The organism is Zarconia sp. (assembly GCF_057467645.1).
The window spans coordinates 11828-33817 of record NZ_JBRJXU010000043.1 but is presented as its reverse complement, the minus strand read 5'-3'; the positions used below and the strand labels follow the sequence as shown (position 1 = coordinate 33817).

The 21990-nt window shown below is 50.1% G+C and carries 15 protein-coding genes and 1 pseudogene; 9 read left to right on the top strand and 7 right to left on the bottom strand.

Annotation, left to right across the window (positions count from 1 at the left end; all coding sequences use genetic code 11):
• Positions 1–73: 73 nt before the first annotated feature.
• A complete protein-coding gene (locus AC2215_RS06255; RefSeq protein WP_486809105.1) occupies positions 74–3301 on the top strand; it encodes an efflux RND transporter permease subunit in 3228 nt (1075 codons plus the stop codon).
• A gap of 245 nt (positions 3302–3546) precedes the next feature.
• Here the strand turns inward: AC2215_RS06255 and tnpA (AC2215_RS06250) are convergent, their stop codons facing one another.
• The gene (gene tnpA / locus AC2215_RS06250; RefSeq protein ID WP_486809104.1) at positions 3547–3981 is read right to left on the bottom strand and encodes an IS200/IS605 family transposase; all 435 of its coding nucleotides are present in this window, start codon (positions 3979–3981) and stop codon (positions 3547–3549) included.
• Positions 3982–4011: 30 nt separating this feature from the next.
• Here tnpA (AC2215_RS06250) and AC2215_RS06245 point away from each other — a divergent pair, with 30 nt between their 5' ends.
• Entirely contained in the window at positions 4012–5112 is a 1101-nt protein-coding gene (locus AC2215_RS06245) for an RNA-guided endonuclease InsQ/TnpB family protein (protein WP_486809103.1), read from the top strand.
• Positions 5113–5148: 36 nt separating this feature from the next.
• Here the strand turns inward: AC2215_RS06245 and AC2215_RS06240 are convergent, their stop codons facing one another.
• The 4 genes from AC2215_RS06240 to AC2215_RS06225 form a co-directional block, all read right to left on the bottom strand.
• Positions 5149–5289: a hypothetical protein gene (locus AC2215_RS06240; protein WP_486809102.1), complete on the bottom strand. Its 141-nt coding sequence runs from the start codon at positions 5287–5289 to the stop codon at positions 5149–5151.
• A 3-nt stretch (positions 5290–5292) separates the two neighbouring features.
• A complete protein-coding gene (locus tag AC2215_RS06235) occupies positions 5293–6255 on the bottom strand; it encodes an aldo/keto reductase (protein ID WP_486809101.1) in 963 nt (320 codons plus the stop codon).
• Positions 6256–6327: 72 nt separating this feature from the next.
• A complete protein-coding gene (locus AC2215_RS06230; protein WP_486809100.1) occupies positions 6328–6966 on the bottom strand; it encodes a hypothetical protein in 639 nt (212 codons plus the stop codon).
• Positions 6967–7101: 135 nt separating this feature from the next.
• A complete protein-coding gene (locus tag AC2215_RS06225) occupies positions 7102–7755 on the bottom strand; it encodes a hypothetical protein (protein ID WP_486809099.1) in 654 nt (217 codons plus the stop codon).
• Positions 7756–8023: 268 nt separating this feature from the next.
• Between AC2215_RS06225 and AC2215_RS06220 the strand changes: the two are divergent.
• The 3 genes and pseudogenes from AC2215_RS06220 to AC2215_RS06210 form a co-directional block, all read left to right on the top strand.
• Positions 8024–8249, top strand: a pseudogene (locus AC2215_RS06220) (IS5/IS1182 family transposase); the annotation flags it as partial.
• Complete coding sequence (locus tag AC2215_RS06215) at positions 8246–8695, top strand: DUF4079 domain-containing protein (RefSeq protein WP_486809098.1); 450 nt, start codon at positions 8246–8248, stop codon at positions 8693–8695. The pseudogene AC2215_RS06220 and the gene AC2215_RS06215, both read left to right, overlap by 4 nt.
• 156 nt (positions 8696–8851) lie before the next feature.
• Positions 8852–9145: a hypothetical protein gene (locus AC2215_RS06210; protein ID WP_486809097.1), complete on the top strand. Its 294-nt coding sequence runs from the start codon at positions 8852–8854 to the stop codon at positions 9143–9145.
• A gap of 116 nt (positions 9146–9261) precedes the next feature.
• On the opposite strand, the gene truB is transcribed toward AC2215_RS06210, so the two are convergent.
• Positions 9262–10188: a tRNA pseudouridine(55) synthase TruB gene (truB, locus tag AC2215_RS06205; RefSeq protein WP_486809096.1), complete on the bottom strand. Its 927-nt coding sequence runs from the start codon at positions 10186–10188 to the stop codon at positions 9262–9264.
• Positions 10189–10321: 133 nt separating this feature from the next.
• Here truB and AC2215_RS06200 point away from each other — a divergent pair, with 133 nt between their 5' ends.
• Positions 10322–12094 (top strand): alpha/beta hydrolase, encoded by a 1773-nt coding sequence (locus tag AC2215_RS06200; RefSeq protein ID WP_486809095.1) that lies wholly within the window; start codon positions 10322–10324, stop codon positions 12092–12094.
• Positions 12095–12656: 562 nt separating this feature from the next.
• Positions 12657–14351 carry a potassium channel family protein gene (locus tag AC2215_RS06195; RefSeq protein WP_486809094.1) on the top strand — a complete coding sequence of 565 codons (1695 nt, stop codon included), beginning with the start codon at positions 12657–12659 and terminating at the stop codon, positions 14349–14351.
• Between the two features lie 64 nt (positions 14352–14415).
• Here AC2215_RS06195 and AC2215_RS06190 read toward each other — a convergent pair whose 3' ends face one another.
• A complete protein-coding gene (locus tag AC2215_RS06190) occupies positions 14416–15945 on the bottom strand; it encodes a nuclease/transposase family protein (RefSeq protein ID WP_486809093.1) in 1530 nt (509 codons plus the stop codon).
• 90 nt (positions 15946–16035) lie between these two features.
• On the opposite strand from AC2215_RS06190, the gene tnpA (AC2215_RS06185) reads away from it, so the two are divergent.
• A complete protein-coding gene (gene tnpA, locus AC2215_RS06185) occupies positions 16036–16440 on the top strand; it encodes an IS200/IS605 family transposase (protein ID WP_486809092.1) in 405 nt (134 codons plus the stop codon).
• 724 nt (positions 16441–17164) lie between these two features.
• Positions 17165–21616 carry a choice-of-anchor Q domain-containing protein gene (locus AC2215_RS06180; RefSeq protein WP_486809091.1) on the top strand — a complete coding sequence of 1484 codons (4452 nt, stop codon included), beginning with the start codon at positions 17165–17167 and terminating at the stop codon, positions 21614–21616.
• Positions 21617–21990: the final 374 nt, after the last annotated feature.

The window sequence follows — 21990 nt, the reverse complement described above, 5'->3', positions numbered from 1 at the left end:
CCCTACACCCCACACCCTACACCCCACACCCCATCCCCAAAACAGCCAACCTTAAACAAAACGAGTTAACACGATGGTTCGTCCGTTTTTTACCAATATTCGATTGCTGATTTTAACGGTAGTGATGATTCTGGCGTGGGGGATTTCCTCGTTCCAGGCATTACCCCGACAGGAAGATCCCGAACTCGTGGCTCGGAATGCGGTGGTCTTGACCGCGTTTCCCGGTGCGAGTGCGGAGCGGGTGGAAGCCCTGGTGACAGAGGTTTTGGAATCAGAACTGTCGGAAATCGAAGAAATCGATACCCTCTCGTCCAATTCGCGGGTGGGCTTTTCCACCGTTTCGATCGAACTACTGGAGACGGTGAAGAATGCCGAACCGATTTGGTCGAAAGTGCGCGATGAAATTGACGATGCGGCGGCTTTATTTCCCCCCGGAACCAGCGAACCGGAACTGGATGAAGGTTCGACGCTCGCTTACAGCGTCATTGCCTCTTTAACCTGGAATCTACCGGATGCGCCCAACTACGCCGTTCTCAGACGCTACGGCGAAGAGCTGGCGGCACTGATGCGGGGGATAAATGGTACGAAAGAAGTGGAAGTGTTTGGCGCGCCCGATGAAGAAATCCTAGTGGAAGTGAATGCCCCGGATTTAGTAGCTGTGGGACTTTCGCCGCAACAACTGGCCGATCGCATCAATTTGAGCGATGCCAAAGTGACGGCCGGTCAGTTTCGGGGGACCGATCGCAGTTTGGCGATTGAAGTCCAAAGCGAACTCGAAACCCTCGAACAGATTCGCCGCATTCCCATCCAAAGCGACACCGGACAATTTACTCGGATTAGCGATATTGCGCGGGTGAGTCGGGGGATTCGCCAACCACCGACGGATTTAGCCATCGTCAACGGCAAGCCGGCAATTGGATTGGGGGTACTGATGGAATCGGGACGGCGGATCGATATCTGGGCCGTTGGGGTGCGCGAAGAACTCGATCGTTTTCGCGATCGCCTCCCCCAGGGTATTAGTTTAGATGTCATTTTCGACCAAAGCGGTTACGTGGAAGAGCGCATCAGCGCTTTACTGGGAAACCTCTTGTTTGGTGCGGGACTGGTGGTAGCCGTTGCGCTGGTGGGGATGGGTTGGCGATCGGCTTTAGTCGTCGGTGCGGCACTTCCCCTAACGATTCTGGCGGTGTTTGGTTGGATGACGGTGACTGGGATGCCCATTCACCAAATGTCGGTCACCGGTCTGATTATTGCCTTGGGACTGTTGATTGACAATGCCGTGGTGGTGGTTGATGAGATTCAGGTGGAGATGCGTCATGGCGAAAAACCCCTCCAAGCGGTGGTGAAAACGGTGGATTATCTGAAAGTGCCGCTTTTTGCCTCAACCCTAACCACGGTACTGACATTTTTACCCATTTACCTGCTACCCGGTGGTGCGGGGGAGTTTGTCGGTTCGATCGCCCTGGGGGTAATTTTGTCGCTGATTACATCCTTTGCTCTTTCCCTGACGGTAATTGCCGCCCTGGCAGGACGGATGCTCGGGGATACTTACAGCAAAGCTGCCCAGCTATACGGTCAAAATAAACCCGATCGTGAATTGCCATCTCATCCAACCCAACCTCGCGGCATCCTGCCATCGATTCAACGATTCTTGCTCAAACCGGGGGCATGGTGGAACGACGGTTTCTCCTCGCCCCAGTTGGGACGCATCTATCGCTGGAGTCTCGAACGAGTGACGGCACGACCGCTATTTGGGATTGCCCTGACGATGGTGATTCCCTTAATGGGCTTTATCATGGCCAGTACGTTAGACGAGCAATTTTTTCCCCTCGTCGAGCGAGATCAGTTTCAAATCGAGGTGGAATTTGCCAGCGCTACGGCGATCTCCCGGACTCAGGAAAAGATACTGGAAGCTCGCGAGTTGATTCTCGAACATCCCAACGTGAAAGAGGTTCACTGGTTTATCGGCGAGAGCGCGCCCAAGTTTTACTACAACTTCATCGCCTCGCGGGAAAATCAAGCTCAGTACGCCCAGGCGATGGTACAGCTTCATTCCGGGAAGGGGGCGCAATCGCTGATTCACCAGCTGCAAGACGAACTCGATCGCGCGTTTCCCGATGCTCGAGTCCTCGTCAACCAGCTTCAACAAGGACCGCCCTACGATGCACCGGTGGAAATGCGAATTTACGGTCCCAATCTGGAGGAGTTGCGACGAATTGGGATGGAAGTGCGAGGCATTTTCACTGAGATTGCCGATGTCACCCACGCGCGAGACGATCTGACGGAAGTTCAGCCGAAAATCGGACTCTACGTCGATGACGAACAAGCCCAGCAGGCGGGATTGGATAATACGGCGATCGCTCGCCAGTTGGATGCTTATCTCGAAGGAAGCGTGGGCGGATCGATCCTCGAATCCACCGAAAATCTGCCGGTGCGCGTGCGACTGACGAATACCGATCGCGCCGATCTCGATCGAATTGCCTCCCTGGATTTGCGACCCGATCGCGCCACCGATCGCAATTTCCGCCCGACTTCCGCTTTGGGGGAATTCAGCCTGGAATCGGAGTTAGCCGTGGTGGCGCGCCGCAACGAACAGCGGGTGAATACGGTGCAGGCGTTTATTACGGCGGGGGTGTTACCGTCAAAGGTTCTCGCCGAGTTGAAGGCTCAACTCGCCGATCGCGATTTCCAACTACCACCGGGGTATTGGTACGAGTTTGGGGGAGAAGATGCCGAACGCAATAGCGCCGTGGGCAACCTCCTCCTGTTCGTACCGCTGCTGGTGTTGGTGATGGTTACCGCGTTAGTGCTGTCCCTGGGTTCGTTTCGGCAAGCGGGAATCGTGGGGGTGGTGGCCGTTGCCTCGATCGGGATGGCACAGTTTGCCCTCTGGGCGTTTGGTTCGGTGATGGGCTTTATGGCGATCGTCGGGAGTATGGGTCTGGTGGGGATTGCCATTAACGGGGCGATTATCGTCCTCTCGGCATTTAATGAAGATTCTGAAGCTGCTCGGGGCGATCGCCGCGCGGTGGTTCAAGTAACCCTCAAAGCCACTCGCCACGTCCTGACAACAACGATTACTACTATTGTCGGATTTATCCCCTTGGTTGCCAGTGGCGATCCGTTCTGGATGCCTTTGGCGATTGGGATTGCTGGGGGTGTTGGGGGTTCTCCGATTTTGGCGCTGTACTTTACCCCAGCGGCGTATTTACTCCTAACTCGCGGTAAATCTAAATCGAAAGGCGATCGTCCCGTCACGGTGGAAGAGCATCCATCGGAACCAATTCTATTGGAAGGCTAATCGCTTCGGGAGCTTCCCTTGCTCTCGGAGGCTGGGGAGGATGGGAAAGCTTCGGAAGCTAAATCTTCTCCTGTTTCCCCCGTTGATACGAATTAACGCGGCGTGCAATCTTTTTGCGCTCGAAAGGATGGTGAGCGAGTCGAAAAATCCCCCATTCCCCATTCCCCTCGTGTTGTTAGGTTTTGGATCGACAAGTTGCACATGGCGTAATGAACAATAAATAGCCGCGCATTCCCCTTCTAAATCTATGATTTAGTGGGGGTTAGCGGCTGTGGCGTATCTTGGTTTTGGATGTAGTGTTTCACTACCTCAAGGGATGCGCCACCCGTCGAAACAGCACAGTAAGCTTTGCTCCAAAATTGAGGCTTTCCCCAATAGAACTGAGACAAGTGTTTGCCGAATTGCTGCCTCATTTTACGGCTGGATACAGATTTGAGGGAATTCACCAGTACAGAGGTCGCCACCTTGGGAGACACATCGACGAGTAAATGCACGTGGTCGGTTTCACCGTTAAACTCCTCAAGCTGACACTCCATGCCTTTACAGATAGAACTCATACACTCTTCCATCACTTCAAGCATCTCGGGAGTAATGGCCGATGCGCGGTACTTGGTGACGAAAACTAAGTGCAGGCTAATTTTATAAACACAGCTTCGCCCTTTGTTGAGTGAGTGTTTCATTCTTTCATACTAACAAGCTATAATGCCAGTATGGTAACTCGACGCATCACCTACCAGCTATATCCCAACACCACTCAACTTCATAGGTTGTACCAGTTTCGGCGACTCCACGCCTATCTGTACAACGCCTGTATAGAGCATCGTCGCACCAGTTACCAGCGTTTCGGGGAATCTCCAAGCTACTACGACCAGCAGAACCTGTTACCGGAGTTCAAGCAATGCTGGCCCGAATACAAGGAGTTGGGTTCTCACGCCCTGCAAGCCACGGTCAAGCGGGTTGACTTTGCTTACCAAAGATTCTTCAAAGGTCTGGGTGGCTACCCCAAGTTCAAATCGATTCGGCGCTACTCAGGATGGACGTATCCGTGCAAGTCTGGCTGGAAAGCTCTGACCAACGGCAAACACGGAGCCTTGAGGATTACCCATCTCGGTGACATCCGAATGCGGGGACAAGCTCGGACTTGGGGAATCCCCAAAACCTGCACCCTGTTCCTCAGAGCCGGGAAGTGGTACGCCTCCATCACCGTGGAGTGTGCTCCACAGCGTCAGACCGGAACCGGGGCAGTCGGGATTGACTTTGGGGTAGTGTCTGCTCTTTCGCTCAGTAATGGAACCCAAATCAATGCGCCCCGATTTCATCGGCACTCAGGGATTCCCAAACTACAAAAACAACTCAGGAGGAAAACTAAATTTTCTCGCGCCTGGAAACGGATTCAAGCACGAATCAGGAGCGCTCACCGCAAGGTTTCTCAGCAACGTCACAACTGGAGTCATCAAGTCGCCGCACAGATTGTCAGCAGTCATAGCCTGGTGGCGACAGAGAAGCTCAGCATTAAGGGAATGACGAGCGCTGGGAAATCTCACTCGCAGCGCGGTCTTAATCGGTCGATGTTGGATGTGGGGATTAGCAATCTCACCGACCTCATCAAATACAAGTTGGGCGAAACCGACGGGGTCTTCGTGGAGGTTCCGACCCATAAGGTCAAACCGTCTCAAACTTGCCCCAATTGCACTCATCAACGCAAAAAGTCTCTATCGGAACGCACCCATCACTGCGACCGGTGCGGGTACACCCAAGACAGAGATGTGGCAGCAGCACAGGTGATGCGCGGGCAGGGCGTTAGGAACTAGCGTCCTTAAGCGTGGAGAAAATAGCTCTACTTCGACTCACTGCGGTGAGGCAGTGCGGTCTTGACGGTTTCCGTCGAGGAGCAACTGCCGAACCCGTAAGGGTGGGTTCAAGCAACTTTCTTCGTCGAAGCGCCGGAAACTCCCACGCAAATCTTTGATTTGGTGTGAGTAGTTCATTAACTACCAGTTCCACATCACCGGATTATCGTCCAAGTAGTCAGTCACTCCCCGCCCGATCGAATCAATAACTTTGATATCTTCTTCACTCAAGCGAACTGCCATCGCTCCGGCATTATCCATGACTTGTTGGGCATTGCGCGACCCCGCGATCGCGCAAGTCTGAGGTTGGGCAATTAACCAAGCCAGGGATATCTGGGCAAGGGTACACTGGTAACGATCGGCAATCGACCGCAACTGCTCAACCGCCTGCAGCGCCCGATCGTAATTCTCTCCCTGAAACAGTTTGTTATCGATACGATTGTCCTCTCGAGCAAGCTGATGACCGGGGCCAAACTTGCCAGTTAGCAAGCCTTGAGCCAGAGAAGAGTAAGCCAAGATTGTAATTTGGTGCTGGACGCAATAACCCGTAATTTCCGGTTCAATTTTGCGCCAAAAGAGAGAATAGGGCGGTTGCAAACTGTCGATACGTCCATATTGACTGGCCTCCTCCAACTGGGCCAGGGAAAAGTTGGAGACACCAATCGCCCGGATTTTACCTCGCTCCTTCAGTGCGTTCAGAGCCTCCATCGTCTCGGCAACAGGCACTATTTCGCTACCAAAAGACCCAGCCGGCCAGTGGATTTGGTATAAATCCAGATAATCGGTTTGAAGGTTTTTCAGGGAGCGATCGCAAGCATCGAGTACCTGCTGGTAGCCCAGATGGTTGCAAAAGACCTTAGAGGCCAGCTCAACCCGATCTCTAGGCCAACCTTGTAATGCTTGGGCAATGATGCGTTCGGAGTAACCCTCGCCGTATTCCTCGGCCGTGTCAATCGTTGTCATACCCACCTCCACCGCTGCTCGAATCGCTTTAGTGGTTTCGGCATCATCAATATCGACCCACATATCCCGTCCTGCTTGCCAGGTGCCCAGGAGCAGAGGAGCGATCTGTACGTCGGATTGACCCAGTACTCGTTTTTGCATGGAAGATTTACAACCGCTAAGACCTAAGAAAAATTGGAGAAATTAGTTTTCCGTTTTACCATTGCCGTGTCATCATTTGAACTCTTCAGTTAGCGGAGAAACAATATACCTGTCCACTCCATAGGGAGTCGCAACATCCTTCACGGGAAAACGCTTCATTTTCCAAGAACCATTGAGCTGGGAACCACAATCATTGGGATCGAAACGACCTGTAAGCCATCCTTGAGTCTCCCCTTCCGTCGTTGTCTCAATGCGGAAAAAGTTCCACATCATATTTGCAACATCGTGAATGCGAAGTGTCGGGTCAGACGGCTGGGGATCGGCGATCCCAAACCAGCATTCAGGACTTTCTGCATCAGCGACACAAGGATCGTAACATCCCACCCAGACCCAAACAAAGACCAGACGATTCACTTTCCCAGCAGGATAATCGTCAATATATAGGTCTTCTACAAGGCAATCTTTGTCGATATAAAAACGACCGTACCAGGGTGATAGCCAGTTATTATAAGTATGTCGATCGTATAGAGAAAAATCAGTTGAATGCACAAAAACCCGATTTTTCGATATTGGCACAAACTGCTTGCCTTTTTCTCCGTATTCCAGGTGCTTATCTAACCTTTCAAACAGCGTTTCGAGCGATTCATACCAAGTCAACAGATTCCTGTAACTTTCAGGTGCTTTATCTATCCAGCTTTTCTCGACAAACATATCTCCAATTCCCGTAAAATTAAACCAAAAAAATAAATCTATTCCCAGATACTTGAGAATTCAACAGCCACGACTCTTCTCATTAGCCAAGATAATTTAATTAGTTCTAAAAAATAATCTTATGATGACCATCTATCATCGATGTTGAATTTCGTCATATTTTTGAGTCAGTGGAGAAACAATATAATGGTGAATTCCATATGGAGTAGAAGCATTCCTCAAAGAGAAACGTTTGAGTTCCCACAATCCATTGACTTGAGACCCGACATTATTAGGATGCAAGCGTCCCTTAATCCATCCGTCAGGAGTTTCTTCGATCGTTGCTTCAATTCTCAAGAACTTGTATATCATATCCGCAATATCATAAATACGAGTTTCGGGATCGGAAGACTTAGTTTCTGCAACTCCAATCCAGCATTCAGGTTGTTTTGCATCAGAGACTAGCGGATCTTCGCACCCTAACCATATCCAAGCAAACGCTAGATGACTGACTTTGCTTGCAGGATTATCGTCAATCGGAATATCTTCTAACAAACAATTAGTATCGACGTAAAACCGACCATACCAAGGTGACAACCACGTGCTATATGGGTGCTTGCTGTATAAGGCATAGTCATTTGAATCTACAAAAATTCTGTTTCTCGATACAGGCAAAAACTTTCGACCGACTTCTCCATATTCTAGATGCTTATCTAAGGTTTTATAAAACGTTGTAATGTACTCGTAACATGCGAGCATATTGCTATAACTTTCAGCAGCTTTATTGATGCCAACTTTTTCTTCAGACATATCTCAATTTCTAGTCTAATTTAAACGCAAAAAATAAATAATATAATTAAATCAAGGGAATGAGGAAAAGAAAAAACTGTACTTTTCGGATACGATCGACGCGATAACAGCTTTACCCATTCAAAATTCAGGAGAGCTATCTAATTGCCTAAAGACTTCACTGCGTGGAGCGATAATTTTATAAAATACAATATTTGTCAACCCCAGGACCTGAATCGTTACAAATTAATACTATATTTAGAGTGACTATTCTACACAACTTAGAGCCTCGGTTCATCAGGAAGAGAAGTTCATCGCTAAACTCTGTCAACGCAAATTAACGACCGCCGGTCGAGCTAAACTGCGAGAAAGAGTGACGATCGAACATCGCCTCTCAGATTGGTCCTTGGCAAGGGGAGAAAGCTCGATACATTGGAGTGCGTCAGAACTTATTTGACTTACACCGCACGGCAGTTGTCAATAATTTAGCCCAACAAGAGCTAATTCAATCATGAAATACTGGCTGTATCCCATTCACCCAATTTTGATGTGGGTATTATTCGTCCTCGTACTCTATGCGTTTTACTCGGGCGTGCAAGTTCGTCGCACCCGCATGGCAACTGGGGAAGCCAGAAAAACACTAAGTCGAGAGCGATTCGATCGCACTCACTATCGACTGGCTTCGGCACTGCTGGCTTTGATGACCCTCTCGACTTTGATGGGGATGGGGGTTGACTATCTCAATACCGGTCAACTGTTCGTCAGTTTTCACTTGATACCGGCCGCGATCGCGATCGCCTTGATGGCTTCTACCGCCGCCCTTGCCCCCTGGATGCAACAAGGCAAAAGTTGGGCGCGCAACGTTCACTTCGGATTGGGAATTGCGATCGCCGGTGTCTTTAGCTGGCAAGTATTCTCGGGGTTCTACGTGATTTGGGAGATTATCACCGGGCAGTCGTAGCTCGATCGAAATTATCCAAAGCTTCTCAAACACTTTAATATTCCGGACTGGCATCCTGTCTGCGTGCAGGATATAAAGAGTGACGTTGTCGTCGGGGAATTTTTCTCTGACGACCGGGAATAACGATCGTGACTCATCTAGGAGAAGTCTTCAACAATGCAATTTCCGCTCTGGCAATATCTCAAACAACCCTTATTTGAGGTCAAGCATCCAGTTATTCTCAATCCCGTTCGATACTGGCAAGCATATAAGATTCAATATCTCAAGCGTTGTGTCGAAAATGCTTTTTTAGAGCAGTGTTGGCATTACGATTATCAGGATTTTGTCACGAAATACCATTACTCGGTCGATCGCAACTATCTTGAGGAGAATCATTTGGCTTTGCTGGAGGCTTGTTGGTTGCGGAATCCTCAGTCTCGCCGTCGTTATTTATTTGATGAGAGATTTTGACAACCTCTCTTGCTCCCCGTATAACAGTTACAGCTATTGACTTGGAGATGGGGTTAACCCACCAGCATTTTTCTGCCCTTGCTCTCCTGTCCCCTTACTCACCTTTACGATCGCCCTTACGGCTGAAACATCACAGTTTTCGGTGCCAGTACCCATTCCTCTTCAACTTGCCGAAACTCCCCCATCCCCAAAAATCGATCGTCTTCTCGATAGACACAACGCACCAAATCATCGGGTTCCGGGGGTAGAGGAACTTCCAATCCTTGAATTTTCTGTCCCTGACACCAACGGCGCGCCACCGTCTCTTCAAGCACCAGCGAGGGTAAATGGGCGATCGCTTTTTCGGGGGGAATGGGTTGAAAACTGTCATCTTCGATCCGATCGCCCAATTCTTCCAGGGTCATACTTTCCCCCAGATCGAAGCCGCTACTTTGCGTTCGCACCAACTTCGCCAGAGTGCCCCCCGTTTGCAGGATCTCCCCCAAATCCCGCGCGATCGCCCGAATGTAGGTTCCGCCACCGCAAGCAATCTGTAAGTCTACCTCGGGAAACTCTCCCGATCGCCAATCGAGAACCTCAATCCGATAAATTTCCACTAACCGGGAAGGTACGTCAACCTCTTGACCCGATCGCGCCAAATCGTACAGCCGTTTTCCCCCCACCTGAATCGCACTATATTTTGGGGGAATCTGCTCGATCGTGCCTGCAAATTTTGCCAGGGCGGTTTTAACCGTTGCTAAATCCAATTCTGTCACCGGTTCGGCACCCAGAATTTCCCCATCGAGATCGTCGGTAGTGGTGCAAACCCCCAAGCGTACCGTGGCAAAATAGGCTTTGTCGTGCCTCAAATACTGAAGCAGTCGCGTTGCCGGCCCCAGGGCGATCGGCAAAACGCCCGTCGCTAGCGGATCGAGAGTACCGCCATGTCCGATGCGTTTGAGGCGCAGCAGGCGGCGCAACTTCGCCACACAGTCGTGGGAGGTGAAATTGACGGGTTTGTTTAAGTTGACAAATCCGATGTGAGATGGGCGATCTCCGCTCATTTTTTCCTGAGTTTTTGCCAAGGACAGAGTAACTTAGAATAAGTGGTTTTTAGGGGTATTCGCAATCATGTTTTTCTTCTGGCGTGACACACCAGTAGATAGATTTTGGGTAAAAGGTTGGGTTAAAGGAAAGATGGCCTGGAACGACAAAGCCGATCGAGGAGGAACGTTGCACAAATCGCGGCAGAAATCGCGATCGGTTTTTTGGGACTTTTTTGGGCAAGTTCGATCGCCTCAGACCCCACAAAATCCCAGCTATCGACACTTCCTCCCTACAATGCTTGGCTCGATCGCCTTGGCGTTGGGAACCCTTGCCGCCCCAGCCGAAGCCGCCGATCGCATCTTCGCCTCCTACGCCGTCATCGAACGCTCGATTTCCGTTTCCGCCCTCGAAGCCTACGCCAAAGAAGGAACCCTCGACGAAGATTTAGCTGTTTACGCTCAATTCATTCCTCCAGAAACCCTAGAACAGTTACCCGAAATTCTCCTTGCCCGCGCCGAAATCGATCCGGTGGTCATTTCCCAGTTTCTCTACACCAGTCAAGGGGAAGTTTTGCTCAAACGATTGGGTGAGGTGATTCAGTCGGGATCGGGGGGCTCGGGATTTTACGGATTGCGGGCGGCACTGATTTTAGCAGCCGCCGATGAAGAAGGCTTGACGCTACTGAACTTGTTGCGGAAATTTCCCACCCCTGAAATGCGGTTGGATTTATTGCGGGCCGTGGAAATGGCCGATGAGTTGCAAGGACTGGTCGATCGCAGTGCCAAAGCGATTTCCGGCGTGATGAAACTTGCCGAAGAGCAAGCCCAAGCCGAACTCGATCTGTTGCCGGAAACCCCCCTGGAACTGGAACAGTCGGGTAACTTGAGTTGGGAGAAGCGATCGTTCCGCCTGAAAGATCGGGTGCGCAAAACCCTTCTCGATCCCAAAGGTCGGTACGTGGATGTAGATTTATACTTGCCGAAAGTCGCCGACGCCCAAACGAGTCCGACGATCGTTATTTCCCACGGGTTGGGGTCCGATCGAGGAACGTTTGCCTACTTAGCAGAACATCTAGCCTCTCACGGCTTTGCGGTGGTGGTTCCCCAGCATCCCGGTAGCGATGCCCGCCAGTTAGAGGCGTTGCTGACGGGGGTAGCGCGAGAGGTGACCAAACCCATCGAATTTGTCGATCGACCTTTGGATATCACCTTCGTTCTCGACGAACTCGAACGCCTGTCCCAGGAGAATCCGAATTTTGCGGGCAAGCTGGATTTAAAACGGGTGGGGATACTCGGTCAGTCTTTTGGCGGCTATACTTCGTTGGCACTGGCGGGGGCACCGATTAATTTCGCCCAACTCGATACCGACTGCGCGCGGGAGGAAGAATCTTGGAACGTATCCATCTTTTTGCAATGTCGGGCGCGGGATTTGCCCAGGGAGGAGTATCCCCTGCGAGACGATCGCATCGTTGCCGCGATCGCCATTAACCCCATCGATAGCGCCGTGTTTGGACGAGACAGCCTCAGCCAAATCCAAATCCCGATCGCCGTCGTTGCCGGTGGTGTGGATACCGTCGCCCCAGCCCTGGACGAACAGATTCGACCGTTTACCTGGTTAACCTCCCCCGAGAAGTATCTGATTATGATGCAAACGGGCACTCATTTCTCCACCCTGGCAGAGTCGCCCAACGAAGAAGGCATTCGAATTGAGTATCCCCCCGAAGTGATCGGACCCAATCCAGCATTAGCCCAGCGCTATACGAAGGCGTACAGTCTGGCGTTTTTTGAAACTCACATTACCGGTCGATCGGAATTTAAACCCTATCTGAGTGCCGCCTATATCCGCGAGATCTCACAAGATCCGATTCCTATGGGTTTAGTACGATTCCTTGACGAAACTCAATTGGACGCTTTACTCGATTAATGCTGAGTGCTTCATGCGATCGGACATAGGCGCGAAAAAGGGTGAAGGGAGAAGGGTTAAGGGGGAAAGGGAGAATCAATTTTCCGGATTGCCTGAAAATCCCCAAGAGGAACCCAAAGATGGCGAATCTTTGATTTTTAAAATCGCCGATCGCCTGCGAAAAGAAAAACTTCCTGGGCTTCGACGAACGAACGTGCGATCTGCTACAGTTTGGTGGGTCACGATCGCGTCACGATAAAAACAGACGTGGCGATCGGATTGACAAACGATTGAGCGCGAGAGTATCTCTTCACTCGCATCATGATTCGGGATGCATCCATCGCAATTTCAGATTGGGAGATTGCCAACAAACAACCCTAATTCCACCGGGATAAATTAGGCTGTCGCCAGTTTCAGCAACACAAAGAGCCAGCTCGCTTCACCTTTCACCCATCGACCTCTCCTACAAAAGGGGGAAAGCAGACAGGAAAAAAGAGCAAGGGGCGATCGCGCACCAATCTGAAATCGAACATCTAAAATCTCCAACTCCTCAACACCTGCGCCCGCGAAGCGCTATAGAAGTATGAAACCCCGAATTATTGTCTGCGGCTTAGGTCGCACTGGGTATAAAATTTTTTCGCTGTTGCGGCAGCAGGGAACCTTTGTCGTCGGTATCAGCAATCGACCGCTGCCCCAGGAAACGGAAAATATCGTTGTGGGGGATGCTCGATCGACCGCAACCTTAATCGCGGCTGGGGTTCTCGACTCTCATACCCTAGTGCTGGCCAGTTCCGACGATTCCCTGAATCTGGCGATTTTAGTACAAGCGCGCCTCCTCAATCCGAAAATCTACGTCGTTAACCGCCTTTTTAACGCCAGTTTGGGCGATCGGGTGGATTGCACCTTGAACGCCCACGTCAGTCTGAGCGTTTCTGCGTTATCCGCCCCCGTGTTTGCCTTTGCCGCCCTGGGATCGCAAGCCATCGGTCAACTGACGCTGTACAATCGCGTTTGGCCGATGTACGAAGAATATATCGACGAAAACCATCCCTGGAACGGGGTTTCTCTAACAGACCTCTGGGACGATTTGTCTCGAATGTTGATTTACTACCTCCCCACCTGGGGTCGCACCGATCTGGTTTCTGCGGTGGTTGAGGGCAAGCGGTTACAAGTCGGCGATCGTCTCATCATCGCCACTCAACCCAACGTTCGGGTCAACAAATCCCTGCGGCACAAATTCATGCAACTGCTGGTACGCTTGCGACAATTGCGCCAGCAAACCCAATCAGCCGTCTTGGTGGTTTTGACGCTGTTCCTGACGATTCTCGTTGCTACCCTCACCTATACGGCGATCGATCTCGAAACCTCCCTCACCGATGCCCTCTATTTTTCCGTGGGCATGATTACCGGGGCGGGGGGACTCGAAGAAGTTGCTGAGGAAGCCCCGGCATACATCAAACTGTTTACGGCGGCGATGATGCTGGTGGGGGCGGGTGTCATCGGTATTTGCTACGCCCTCCTCAACGATTTGGTGCTGGGAACGCGCTTCCGGAAGCTGTGGAAAGCTGCCCCCATTCCCCCAAAAAATCACTACATCATCTGCGGGTTGGGGGGGATTGGCATTCAGACGGCGAAGCAACTGCAAATGAATGGATTTGAGGTGGTTGCCATCGAGTGCAATCCCAACGGTCAGTACGTGGGGACGGCTCAATCTCTCAATATTCCCGTCATTCAGGGTAACGCCAGCGTTCCCGAAATTCTGAGTGCGGCCAATATCGAGACCTGCGAAGCTTTGGTGGCCGTCACCAACGATGACATGACGAACTTGGAAATCGCCTTGACGGCGAAGGGGTTAGTGCCGAACTTACGGACGATCGTCCGCGATCGCGATCCCCAGTTGGCCTTGCGGGTTCAGCAGGTGTTCGAGTTCGACTCGGTTCTGTCTCCCATTGAATTGGCGGCCCCGGCTTTTGCCGCTGCGGCATTGGGGGGAAGAGTGTTGGGAAACGGCATCACTGCTGGCAGCCTATGGATTGCCCTGTCAATGAAAATTACGACCGAACATCCCTTTTGCGGTCAACGAGTCAAAGATGCGGCGATGCAAAGCGATTTCGTTCCCCTGTATCTGAAAACTCCCTGCCAGATGTTCCACGCTTGGGATTTGCTTGAAACTCATCTGTGTGCCGGGGATATTCTTTATCTGACGATTCCCGCCAATCGTTTGGAACAGTTATGGCGGGTGTCTCCAGCTCAATTTATTGACTTAACGAAGAAATAGAGTTGTTGGGAATCGGATACTGAACCTCTCCCGGCTGGAAGCACGGGAGGTTCCAAACTGTGCTCTAACTTCTAGCCCGATTTTGGCATACCTGGTTAGAGGATTTGGAATCACAGGAGATCGACTCTGAGGATGAATGACTCAGCCTAGGTTCGGACTTGCCTACTTGTTCGTCGATTTTTGACTTATATCGTTGCCATGCCTCCTGTAGGAATGGTTCCATCTCCTCGAAGCTTCCTTGAACTTCATGCATTGACAACTCGTCATCATTTACGTATCTCGCTAAGAACGCACTCCATAAATCACGATGCGCTTCAAACCCACTTAAATCTCGATGTACTCGCTGCGATAGCGATTTTTTAATCCGCGTACCGTCTAAGTGAGTCTGCGATAATGCAGTACGTCTTGTGGAGAATTCTACGAACGATCCACCAGCACTTGCAGCCTTGCGTTTCAGTTCAGATTGGAATAATCCTGGTGACTTAGAAGCGATCGCTTTACCCCATCGCTTTTGCCACCCTCTAACCGATACTTTCTCGGTTTTAATGTGCTTACCATGTTGAAGCACTTTGTTCACCAAACCACGATTTTGTGACTGGGTATAAGCAGCCTTTCTACGTTGAATCTCACGTTTCTTAGCTGCATCTTTTTGGTAACGTTTGGAACGAACTTTAGCTCGTTTACCATTAATAAACTCACCTTTTTTCGTAACCTTCTTTCGCCCTCTACAAGCTTCAAAATTCGACTCGTAGCAGTCTGGATTATTTACACGTTGCGAGCGTTGCATTCTACGCTGAATCGCTTTTATTTCCCGGTCGTAAGACGGTACTTTCTCAGCGAAAGGTAATAAGTCAGCATGACTATCGCCAACGATTGCAACGTTTGAAATGTTCAAATCAAGACCGATAACACCGTCACCGACAACATTGTTCGGCTTTTGATACGGAGTTCCTTCATGGATGAGCTGGACGAACCATCGTTTCTTACCGTTTAACACCCTCCACAAGATGCGGACGTACTTAACCGGAGATTCAATCCCATGTTTAATCACCGGCTCGTTCAAGTCGATAATCGGAGCAATATTCAGACCACACCACACGACCTGTTCATTTTTCCAACGTAGTCCCTGTTTGTTAGACTTACCCTCCATTGAAGAAAACTGGGATGCACCTTTGAATCGAACTTTACGAGCCTGACCAAGTAACACTTTTTTTGCAGCATTGAACGCACGGGTTGCGATTTTCTGCTGGGTATTAGCATCGACTTTTTGTGCGATCCAATTTGACCCGTTAGCCACATTTTTAGCGTATGCGTGCAGGTCATACTCAGAGAATCGATAAGCTTTCCAAGCTTCGTTAAACGCTTTTTTGCGTTTGGCATTAGGCTTACCTTTAACAGTCCGAGGCATTGCTTTAGCTCGACAATACAACTCGGATTCCCGAATCAAGCGCACTCGAACCATCGCTTCATTTAAGCAAGTATTGTAAAGTCTGAGTCCGGCGTTAAACCGAGCTTCAAGTTCTCTATTCTGTTTGCTGTCTACCTTGAGTGGCAATTCAGTAATGAAAGATGGCGTTTTCGAGCGTGGCATCATTCGTATTTTTAGTTGATGTGTTCGACCTATCTACATAATAACCGGATAAGATAATAGTGTCAATAGGTTTTAGCTATCAACAAAAAGATCGTGAAGAAGGAATCCCGAAACTACCGCCATAACCGACATTCGGTCGGTTCCGCGACTGTTCATTTAATCTGGATACCAAAAAGGCGACGTAGCGTACTGGTAGGAGACGTGAAAAAGAGACTGGCAGGTATCCTAACCGATGTGGCGAAAGAGAAAGAATGGATTATTAAGGCGATGGAAATAGCCCCGGATCACATTCATTTGTTAGTTGAGTTCGACCCATCAACGGCAATAAACCAAGTGGTGAAAGGGTTTAAAGGGTGCTCTTCTCGACTTTTAAGACAGGAATTTCCGCACTTGATGAAGATGCCTTCGCTTTGGACGCATTCGTATTTTTACGACACGACAGGCAAGGTAAGTAGCGCAGTGATTGAAGAGTACATAAACGATCCTCATCATTATTGATTGACAGGCGGCTAAAGCCGCTATACCGCTCAGCTTCCACCCCGTTCTAAAGAGACGGAGCTACCGCTTCGCTCTCTTCTTAGGTGTCCGGTGAGGGTGGGGTTTGGGGCTGCACGGGTTGACCCTGAGCCAATCCCTGTATCATTTGCGAGAATCTCCCATCGGCGAGACACGAGGCGAATTTGTCAACCCTCAAATTTTCAGTAATATTGCGGAATGAGTGGGGGCGCGGAAGAAGAAATATCCGTATAAGTTTTGACAAAACTGTGGAAGTTGAAGAGTGCTTTATCAAAAAATGAGAGTGCTTTATCAAAAAATGATTGAACTATATTGATTCTTGATATTATTTATTTTTTTTTACGGAAAATACTGATAAAACTTAAGTTCGTGTAAGAGTAATCTTAAGTCACTTCACTATTTTTTTTTATTTAGCCCGTTTCTGTATATTTTTTAAAAACTTAGCTTAAAGTTTTTAACAGAGTGATATCTCTTGTGTAAAGATTCAATCCTGTATCCGGCAGCTAAACCTCCTCTAATTGCAATTTTAGATCTGTCTTTCAAGTTGATTAGTACTGGTACTTACACGCTTTATCAACAAAAGCGATCGGGGTAAGTGTCCTGAAGCTCAAGTATTGTTTAATTTCTCACCCTTAAAAGAGTCCTAGAAAAATCAGGTCTCATTCCCGCACGTCAGAACTGCATACCTTCAGAAAAGAGAAAACAAATGGCAGACGCAAATATCAACATCTTCAATGATGGCCAGCATTACGTCACCGGCGAATATAGTGTGGTCTTCGAGCTAATAGCAGGACCCGTGGACGGACAGTTCGATTTTACCATCAGCGGCTTGGTAGATTTATGGTCAATCTACGAGGAGATAAAAGATAAGGACGACTCTGAGTTCAGCAATGGGAAAGTTATCCTGTCGAATGAGTATTGGGCTTGGGTGGAATATGACGAAGATGATGCCACCGATAGCGACGGGATCGCGATTGATGCTGATGACTGGGACGATGCCTCCTATGGAACGTACGAAGGCTCGAGTTTTGAGAAGGCCGGGTTGCGCTCGGTCAGTGCCATGTATGGCTACTTCGTCAACGTGGGCGATTTATACAATATCGCCGAGAATAGCGGCACCTTCTTTCCTCAATTTTCGGAAGATGACTCACTGTACGGCGATCGCAGAACCAATCTAATCTATGGCGGCGACGGGAATGACGCGATCTATGGCGGTGACACCACCAAAACCTACTGGGACATTGACACCTACAACTTCTATGTCGATGACTTCGACAACGACCTATTATTGACCACAACTGAAGTCACCGAAACCATCACATTTAGCGATGGGACCACCATTGACTTAGTCACGGTTGAAGGGGGGAACTTTGCGGGTTCCTTCGAATCCGATGGGGCTGATTTTCTCTTCGGTAATGACGATGACGATTACATCGTCAGCGGGGGGGGAGATACCGTCGCCTCAGGTGGTGAGGGCAATGATTATATCGTTGTCACCATTGGTGAAAAAGATGAAAACCATCTTTTTGGGGGCACAGGCAACGACATTTTTATCATTAATGCTGACCCTGACTCAGGCGAGGAGGCTGATGACGAGGACTCTGTTGCAGATATCATTTTTGGTGACGACATCAGCACTGCTGCGGATACCGCAATTTCAGGACTCGCACTCCTTAGTATCGAAAACCCCGCCTTGGATATTTTGGATTTCTCAATCCCCATTGCGGAAGGCCTTTTAAATAAGTTTGTCTTTGATGTGGAGGCCACCTCAGCAGAAACCTCCAGCGACCTGACCAGTACGGTTATCTATGACTTTGACCCCACAGAAGATTATCTAATCATCTACGCGGGTAACGATGATACCATTGGCTTTGACAGCGCTGGCGACGCCTCGGGGATTTACGAAGGCATTGCGTTCACAAACAACAGTGGCGACCAGGTTGCCTTTCTCACGGGTGAACTCTTTACCAGCAGCGACGCCGCTGATGACTTCTCTGCCCAGTTCCTGAACGATGCCGTCTTCATGCAAAAGTCAGGCGATGAATACTTCGTCAGACAGGGAGCTAGAAGCTATGATGCCGACGATCTAGGGAACAGTAGTTTCTTCTCGGATTTGGGCCTAGAAGGCTACGGCAGCCAGCTGATTCTGGTTGGAGCCTATGGCCCCAAAAACATTTATGGTTCCAGCGATTCCGAGTTCCTCCATGGCACCGTGGCCTATGCCGATGTGCTCTACGGCTATTCCTACGATGCTGTAGACCGTGATTCCGGTAACGATGACCTCTACGGCTACGGCGGCGACGATTGGCTCACGGGCGGTGGCGGCGATGACAACCTCTGGGGCGGTGATGGCATTGACACGGCGTTCTACCTCATTTCAGACACCGGCATCTCTGTTGACTTATCTAAGCTGAGTTACGATGCCATCAACGACGAATACTACGCCGAGGCAGATGATGGCAATATAGAATCGTCTGCAACAGTCCAGGGCCTAGACCGACTCTACAGCATCGAAAATATCTCCGGCAGTGAGTATGCCGATATCATCGTTGGTGATGATAGTGACAACACCATAGCAGGCCTCGCAGCCAAGCCGGAAGACCGAACGGACACCGAGGCCCTAGCAAATAACGATGTTCTGTTTGGGGGCGGTGGCACCGACATCGTCAGCTTTGTCAATGCGGAGGGCGCGGTCACCATTGACCTGATCGATCAGTCTGATGAAGACTACCATTCATCGGCTGACCCGAAAACCGACTACACCGCCAATGCCGTCACTGACGATGGCTCCGGCAACCAAGCCTTTCTCTCTGGGTTTGAAAACATTACCGGCAGTGACTACGACGACAGCCTCACGGGCGATGACAGCGACAATGTCATTGAAGGCGGAGACGGGGACGACGTCCTCGAAGGTCGCGGCGGAGATGACACGATCTATGGAGGCACCGCCGCCGATTTCGCCGCTGAGGAGGAGGCCGCCGATGATGACGACAGCACCGACGATGACATCGATACGGGGAATGACACCGTTAGCTACAGCACGGCCAGCAGTGCCGTCACGGTAGACCTAGCCTCTGGCACCGCCAGCGACGGCGAGGGGGGCACCGATACCCTTTACGATATCGACAACGTCATCGGTAGCGATCGCGACGACACGCTGAAGGGCGATGACAATGCCAACATCCTGGATGGCGGCAGCGGAACCGACACGGCGGACTATAGTGATACTGATGGCCCGATTAGCATTTTGATTGACGGTGACAGTGGCACAGTCACCGTGACCGATAGCAATGGTGTTGTAGATACACTCAGGAACATCGAACACTTTATCGGTACCCAATCGTCTGAAGATAGCGTAGAACTGACCGGTGATACCAGCATTGATTTCTTTACGTTTCAAGACATCGAAACCATCACCAATAACAGCTCTGTTGAGACCGACACCACCGTCACCGTCACCCTCTCAGATGATGAATTTGACGGGGACTTTGCCGATGACGATCTCTCCCTCAGAGAAGCGCTCTTCAAGGTAGCTGATGGCGGCATTATTACCTTCGATGATTCCCTAGATGGCAGCACCATCGAGCTGGATTCGGAACTGGGTCAGCTTGAGATTGACCGTTCCGTCCAAATTGATGCCTCCACACTCGATTTAACTGTCGATGCCCAGGGCAATAATCGCGTCTTCTTCGTCAGTGATGAGTCCTATACCGTAGATATGAAAGCGGTGGTAATTGATGGCTTAACCATTACCGGTGGGTCCGCATTCGGAGCCTTTCTCTCTGACCGAGGGGCCGGAATCTTCAATAAAGAATCTCTCACCCTCACCAACAGCACCATTACCGGCAACACCGCTGAAACGGGTGCTGGGATCTACAACTACTTTGATGCCAATCTCACCATCACCAACAGCACCATTTCCAGCAACACAGCTGACGACAGGGGTAGCGGACTGCTTGATACTGGCGACACCACCACGATTACGAATAGTACCTTTTCTGGCAATGAGGTCACCAGCACGTTGTCTAGCGTTGGCGAAGGCGGCGCAATCCATGCAAGCGGCAGCACCCTCACCCTCAGCAACAGCACCATTACCGGCAATACCGCTAGGACCGGTGGCGGCATCTATCGATTCACTGGTACCTTAACCATTGTGAGCAGTATCGTCTCCGGCAATACTGCTGGTGATGAAGGCAATGAGATCAGGTCGAGTCGCTTCGGTCCGCAAGCGATCTCTGGTGGCAACAACCTATTCGGTGATGATAGCCAAACTGAATCCGAGGCCCTGGAAAATGTGACGCTAGACGATACCGATATCCTAGCCACCAGTGACGGCGATACTCCCACTGCCCTAGACGAGATTCTCGACACGACCCTCGGTGACGATGGCACCCATACCCTAGTAGATGGCAGCCCTGCTATTGATGCTGGCCGCAATGATGATGGTCTAACCACCGACCAAAGGGGCGCAGACCGCACTGTTGATGGTGATGGGGACACCGTTGCTGTGATTGATATCGGAGCCTATGAATATCAAGGCAGTGAAACACTCCCAGGAACCGTCTTTAATGGCCCTGTTGAGTGTTCAGAGGAGGTCATTAACCAACTCAGCAGTGGGGATGATTACCTGATCTTTAGCGGAGGCGATAGTACTCAGGAATTCAACGGCAATGGTGGCAATGACACGTTCTTCCTGGGTGAGGGGTCTCAGCGGGCTAACCTCGGCGATGGGAATGACATCGTTTTTGCGGGGGGTGGAGATGACTTAATTCGTGACAACGGTGGGGTGAATAATTACCTCTTTGGTGAGGAGGGCGATGATTTGATTGTTGCGAGTGCTGGTGGTGGGGTGCTCAGTGGTGGAGCTGGTTTCGATATCATTGAAATCAACGGAGCACAAGGCTATACCGTTCAGTTTGGGCTGGATGCAGCCTCAGGTACTGATACCTTTGACAGAATTCGCAATGTAAATGAGCAAACTTTGCGAGAGGGTTTGGTGGTGTTTGATGTTTTGGGAGTTGATTCTCCTATGGTTACGTTTGAACATTTAGGGAATGGTACTCAGGTGAGTTTTAATGGAGATAACTTGATGGTGATTGAGAATCTTCAACCTGTTCAATTGGAATCGTTAAACAGTAGTCAAAGCCTGTTTATCTAGCAAATAAACTATCCCTTACCCATCAGGGTACTTTAGCGAGAAATAGAGAGAAAAGTAGTGGTAAAGTTGAGGGGATATGCCTGGTTGACTGACAAAAGTTTTCCCCTGAAGTCTTCAAACCTAGATGGAGTAGAGGATGGAGGAAATTGACAACTGTCAGGGGGAGCCAGCATTCTCAAGATAGATATAGCCGTATTCACAGTGGTTAGGACACTTCCAATAATCGTATCGTTGGCAACGCGAGCAAGATGCTCGCACTATTACCCGACTGAATACGGCTATACCACTCTAAAAATGGGAATGCTGTGAAAAAAACTCCCGCCTCTACAATGCCTTGAACATCTGGTTGGGTCAAAGCGTCCTTCCAGAATTCA

What these genes read in the sequence shown, in the direction of transcription:
- AC2215_RS06215 (WP_486809098.1), top strand. Translation starts at nt 8,246, where the DNA reads ATGAAATACTGGCTGTATCCCATTCACCCAATTTTGATGTGGGTATTA.
- truB (WP_486809096.1), bottom strand. Translation starts at nt 10,188, where the DNA reads ATGAGCGGAGATCGCCCATCTCACATCGGATTTGTCAACTTAAACAAA.
- AC2215_RS06210 (WP_486809097.1), top strand. Translation starts at nt 8,852, where the DNA reads ATGCAATTTCCGCTCTGGCAATATCTCAAACAACCCTTATTTGAGGTC.
- tnpA (WP_486809104.1), bottom strand. Translation starts at nt 3,981, where the DNA reads ATGAAACACTCACTCAACAAAGGGCGAAGCTGTGTTTATAAAATTAGC.
- AC2215_RS06200 (WP_486809095.1), top strand. Translation starts at nt 10,322, where the DNA reads ATGGCCTGGAACGACAAAGCCGATCGAGGAGGAACGTTGCACAAATCG.
- AC2215_RS06195 (WP_486809094.1), top strand. Translation starts at nt 12,657, where the DNA reads ATGAAACCCCGAATTATTGTCTGCGGCTTAGGTCGCACTGGGTATAAA.
- AC2215_RS06225 (WP_486809099.1), bottom strand. Translation starts at nt 7,755, where the DNA reads ATGTCTGAAGAAAAAGTTGGCATCAATAAAGCTGCTGAAAGTTATAGC.
- AC2215_RS06190 (WP_486809093.1), bottom strand. Translation starts at nt 15,945, where the DNA reads ATGATGCCACGCTCGAAAACGCCATCTTTCATTACTGAATTGCCACTC.
- AC2215_RS06245 (WP_486809103.1), top strand. Translation starts at nt 4,012, where the DNA reads ATGGTAACTCGACGCATCACCTACCAGCTATATCCCAACACCACTCAA.
- AC2215_RS06255 (WP_486809105.1), top strand. Translation starts at nt 74, where the DNA reads ATGGTTCGTCCGTTTTTTACCAATATTCGATTGCTGATTTTAACGGTA.
- AC2215_RS06235 (WP_486809101.1), bottom strand. Translation starts at nt 6,255, where the DNA reads ATGCAAAAACGAGTACTGGGTCAATCCGACGTACAGATCGCTCCTCTG.
- AC2215_RS06180 (WP_486809091.1), top strand. Translation starts at nt 17,165, where the DNA reads ATGGCAGACGCAAATATCAACATCTTCAATGATGGCCAGCATTACGTC.
- AC2215_RS06230 (WP_486809100.1), bottom strand. Translation starts at nt 6,966, where the DNA reads ATGTTTGTCGAGAAAAGCTGGATAGATAAAGCACCTGAAAGTTACAGG.
- AC2215_RS06240 (WP_486809102.1), bottom strand. Translation starts at nt 5,289, where the DNA reads ATGAACTACTCACACCAAATCAAAGATTTGCGTGGGAGTTTCCGGCGC.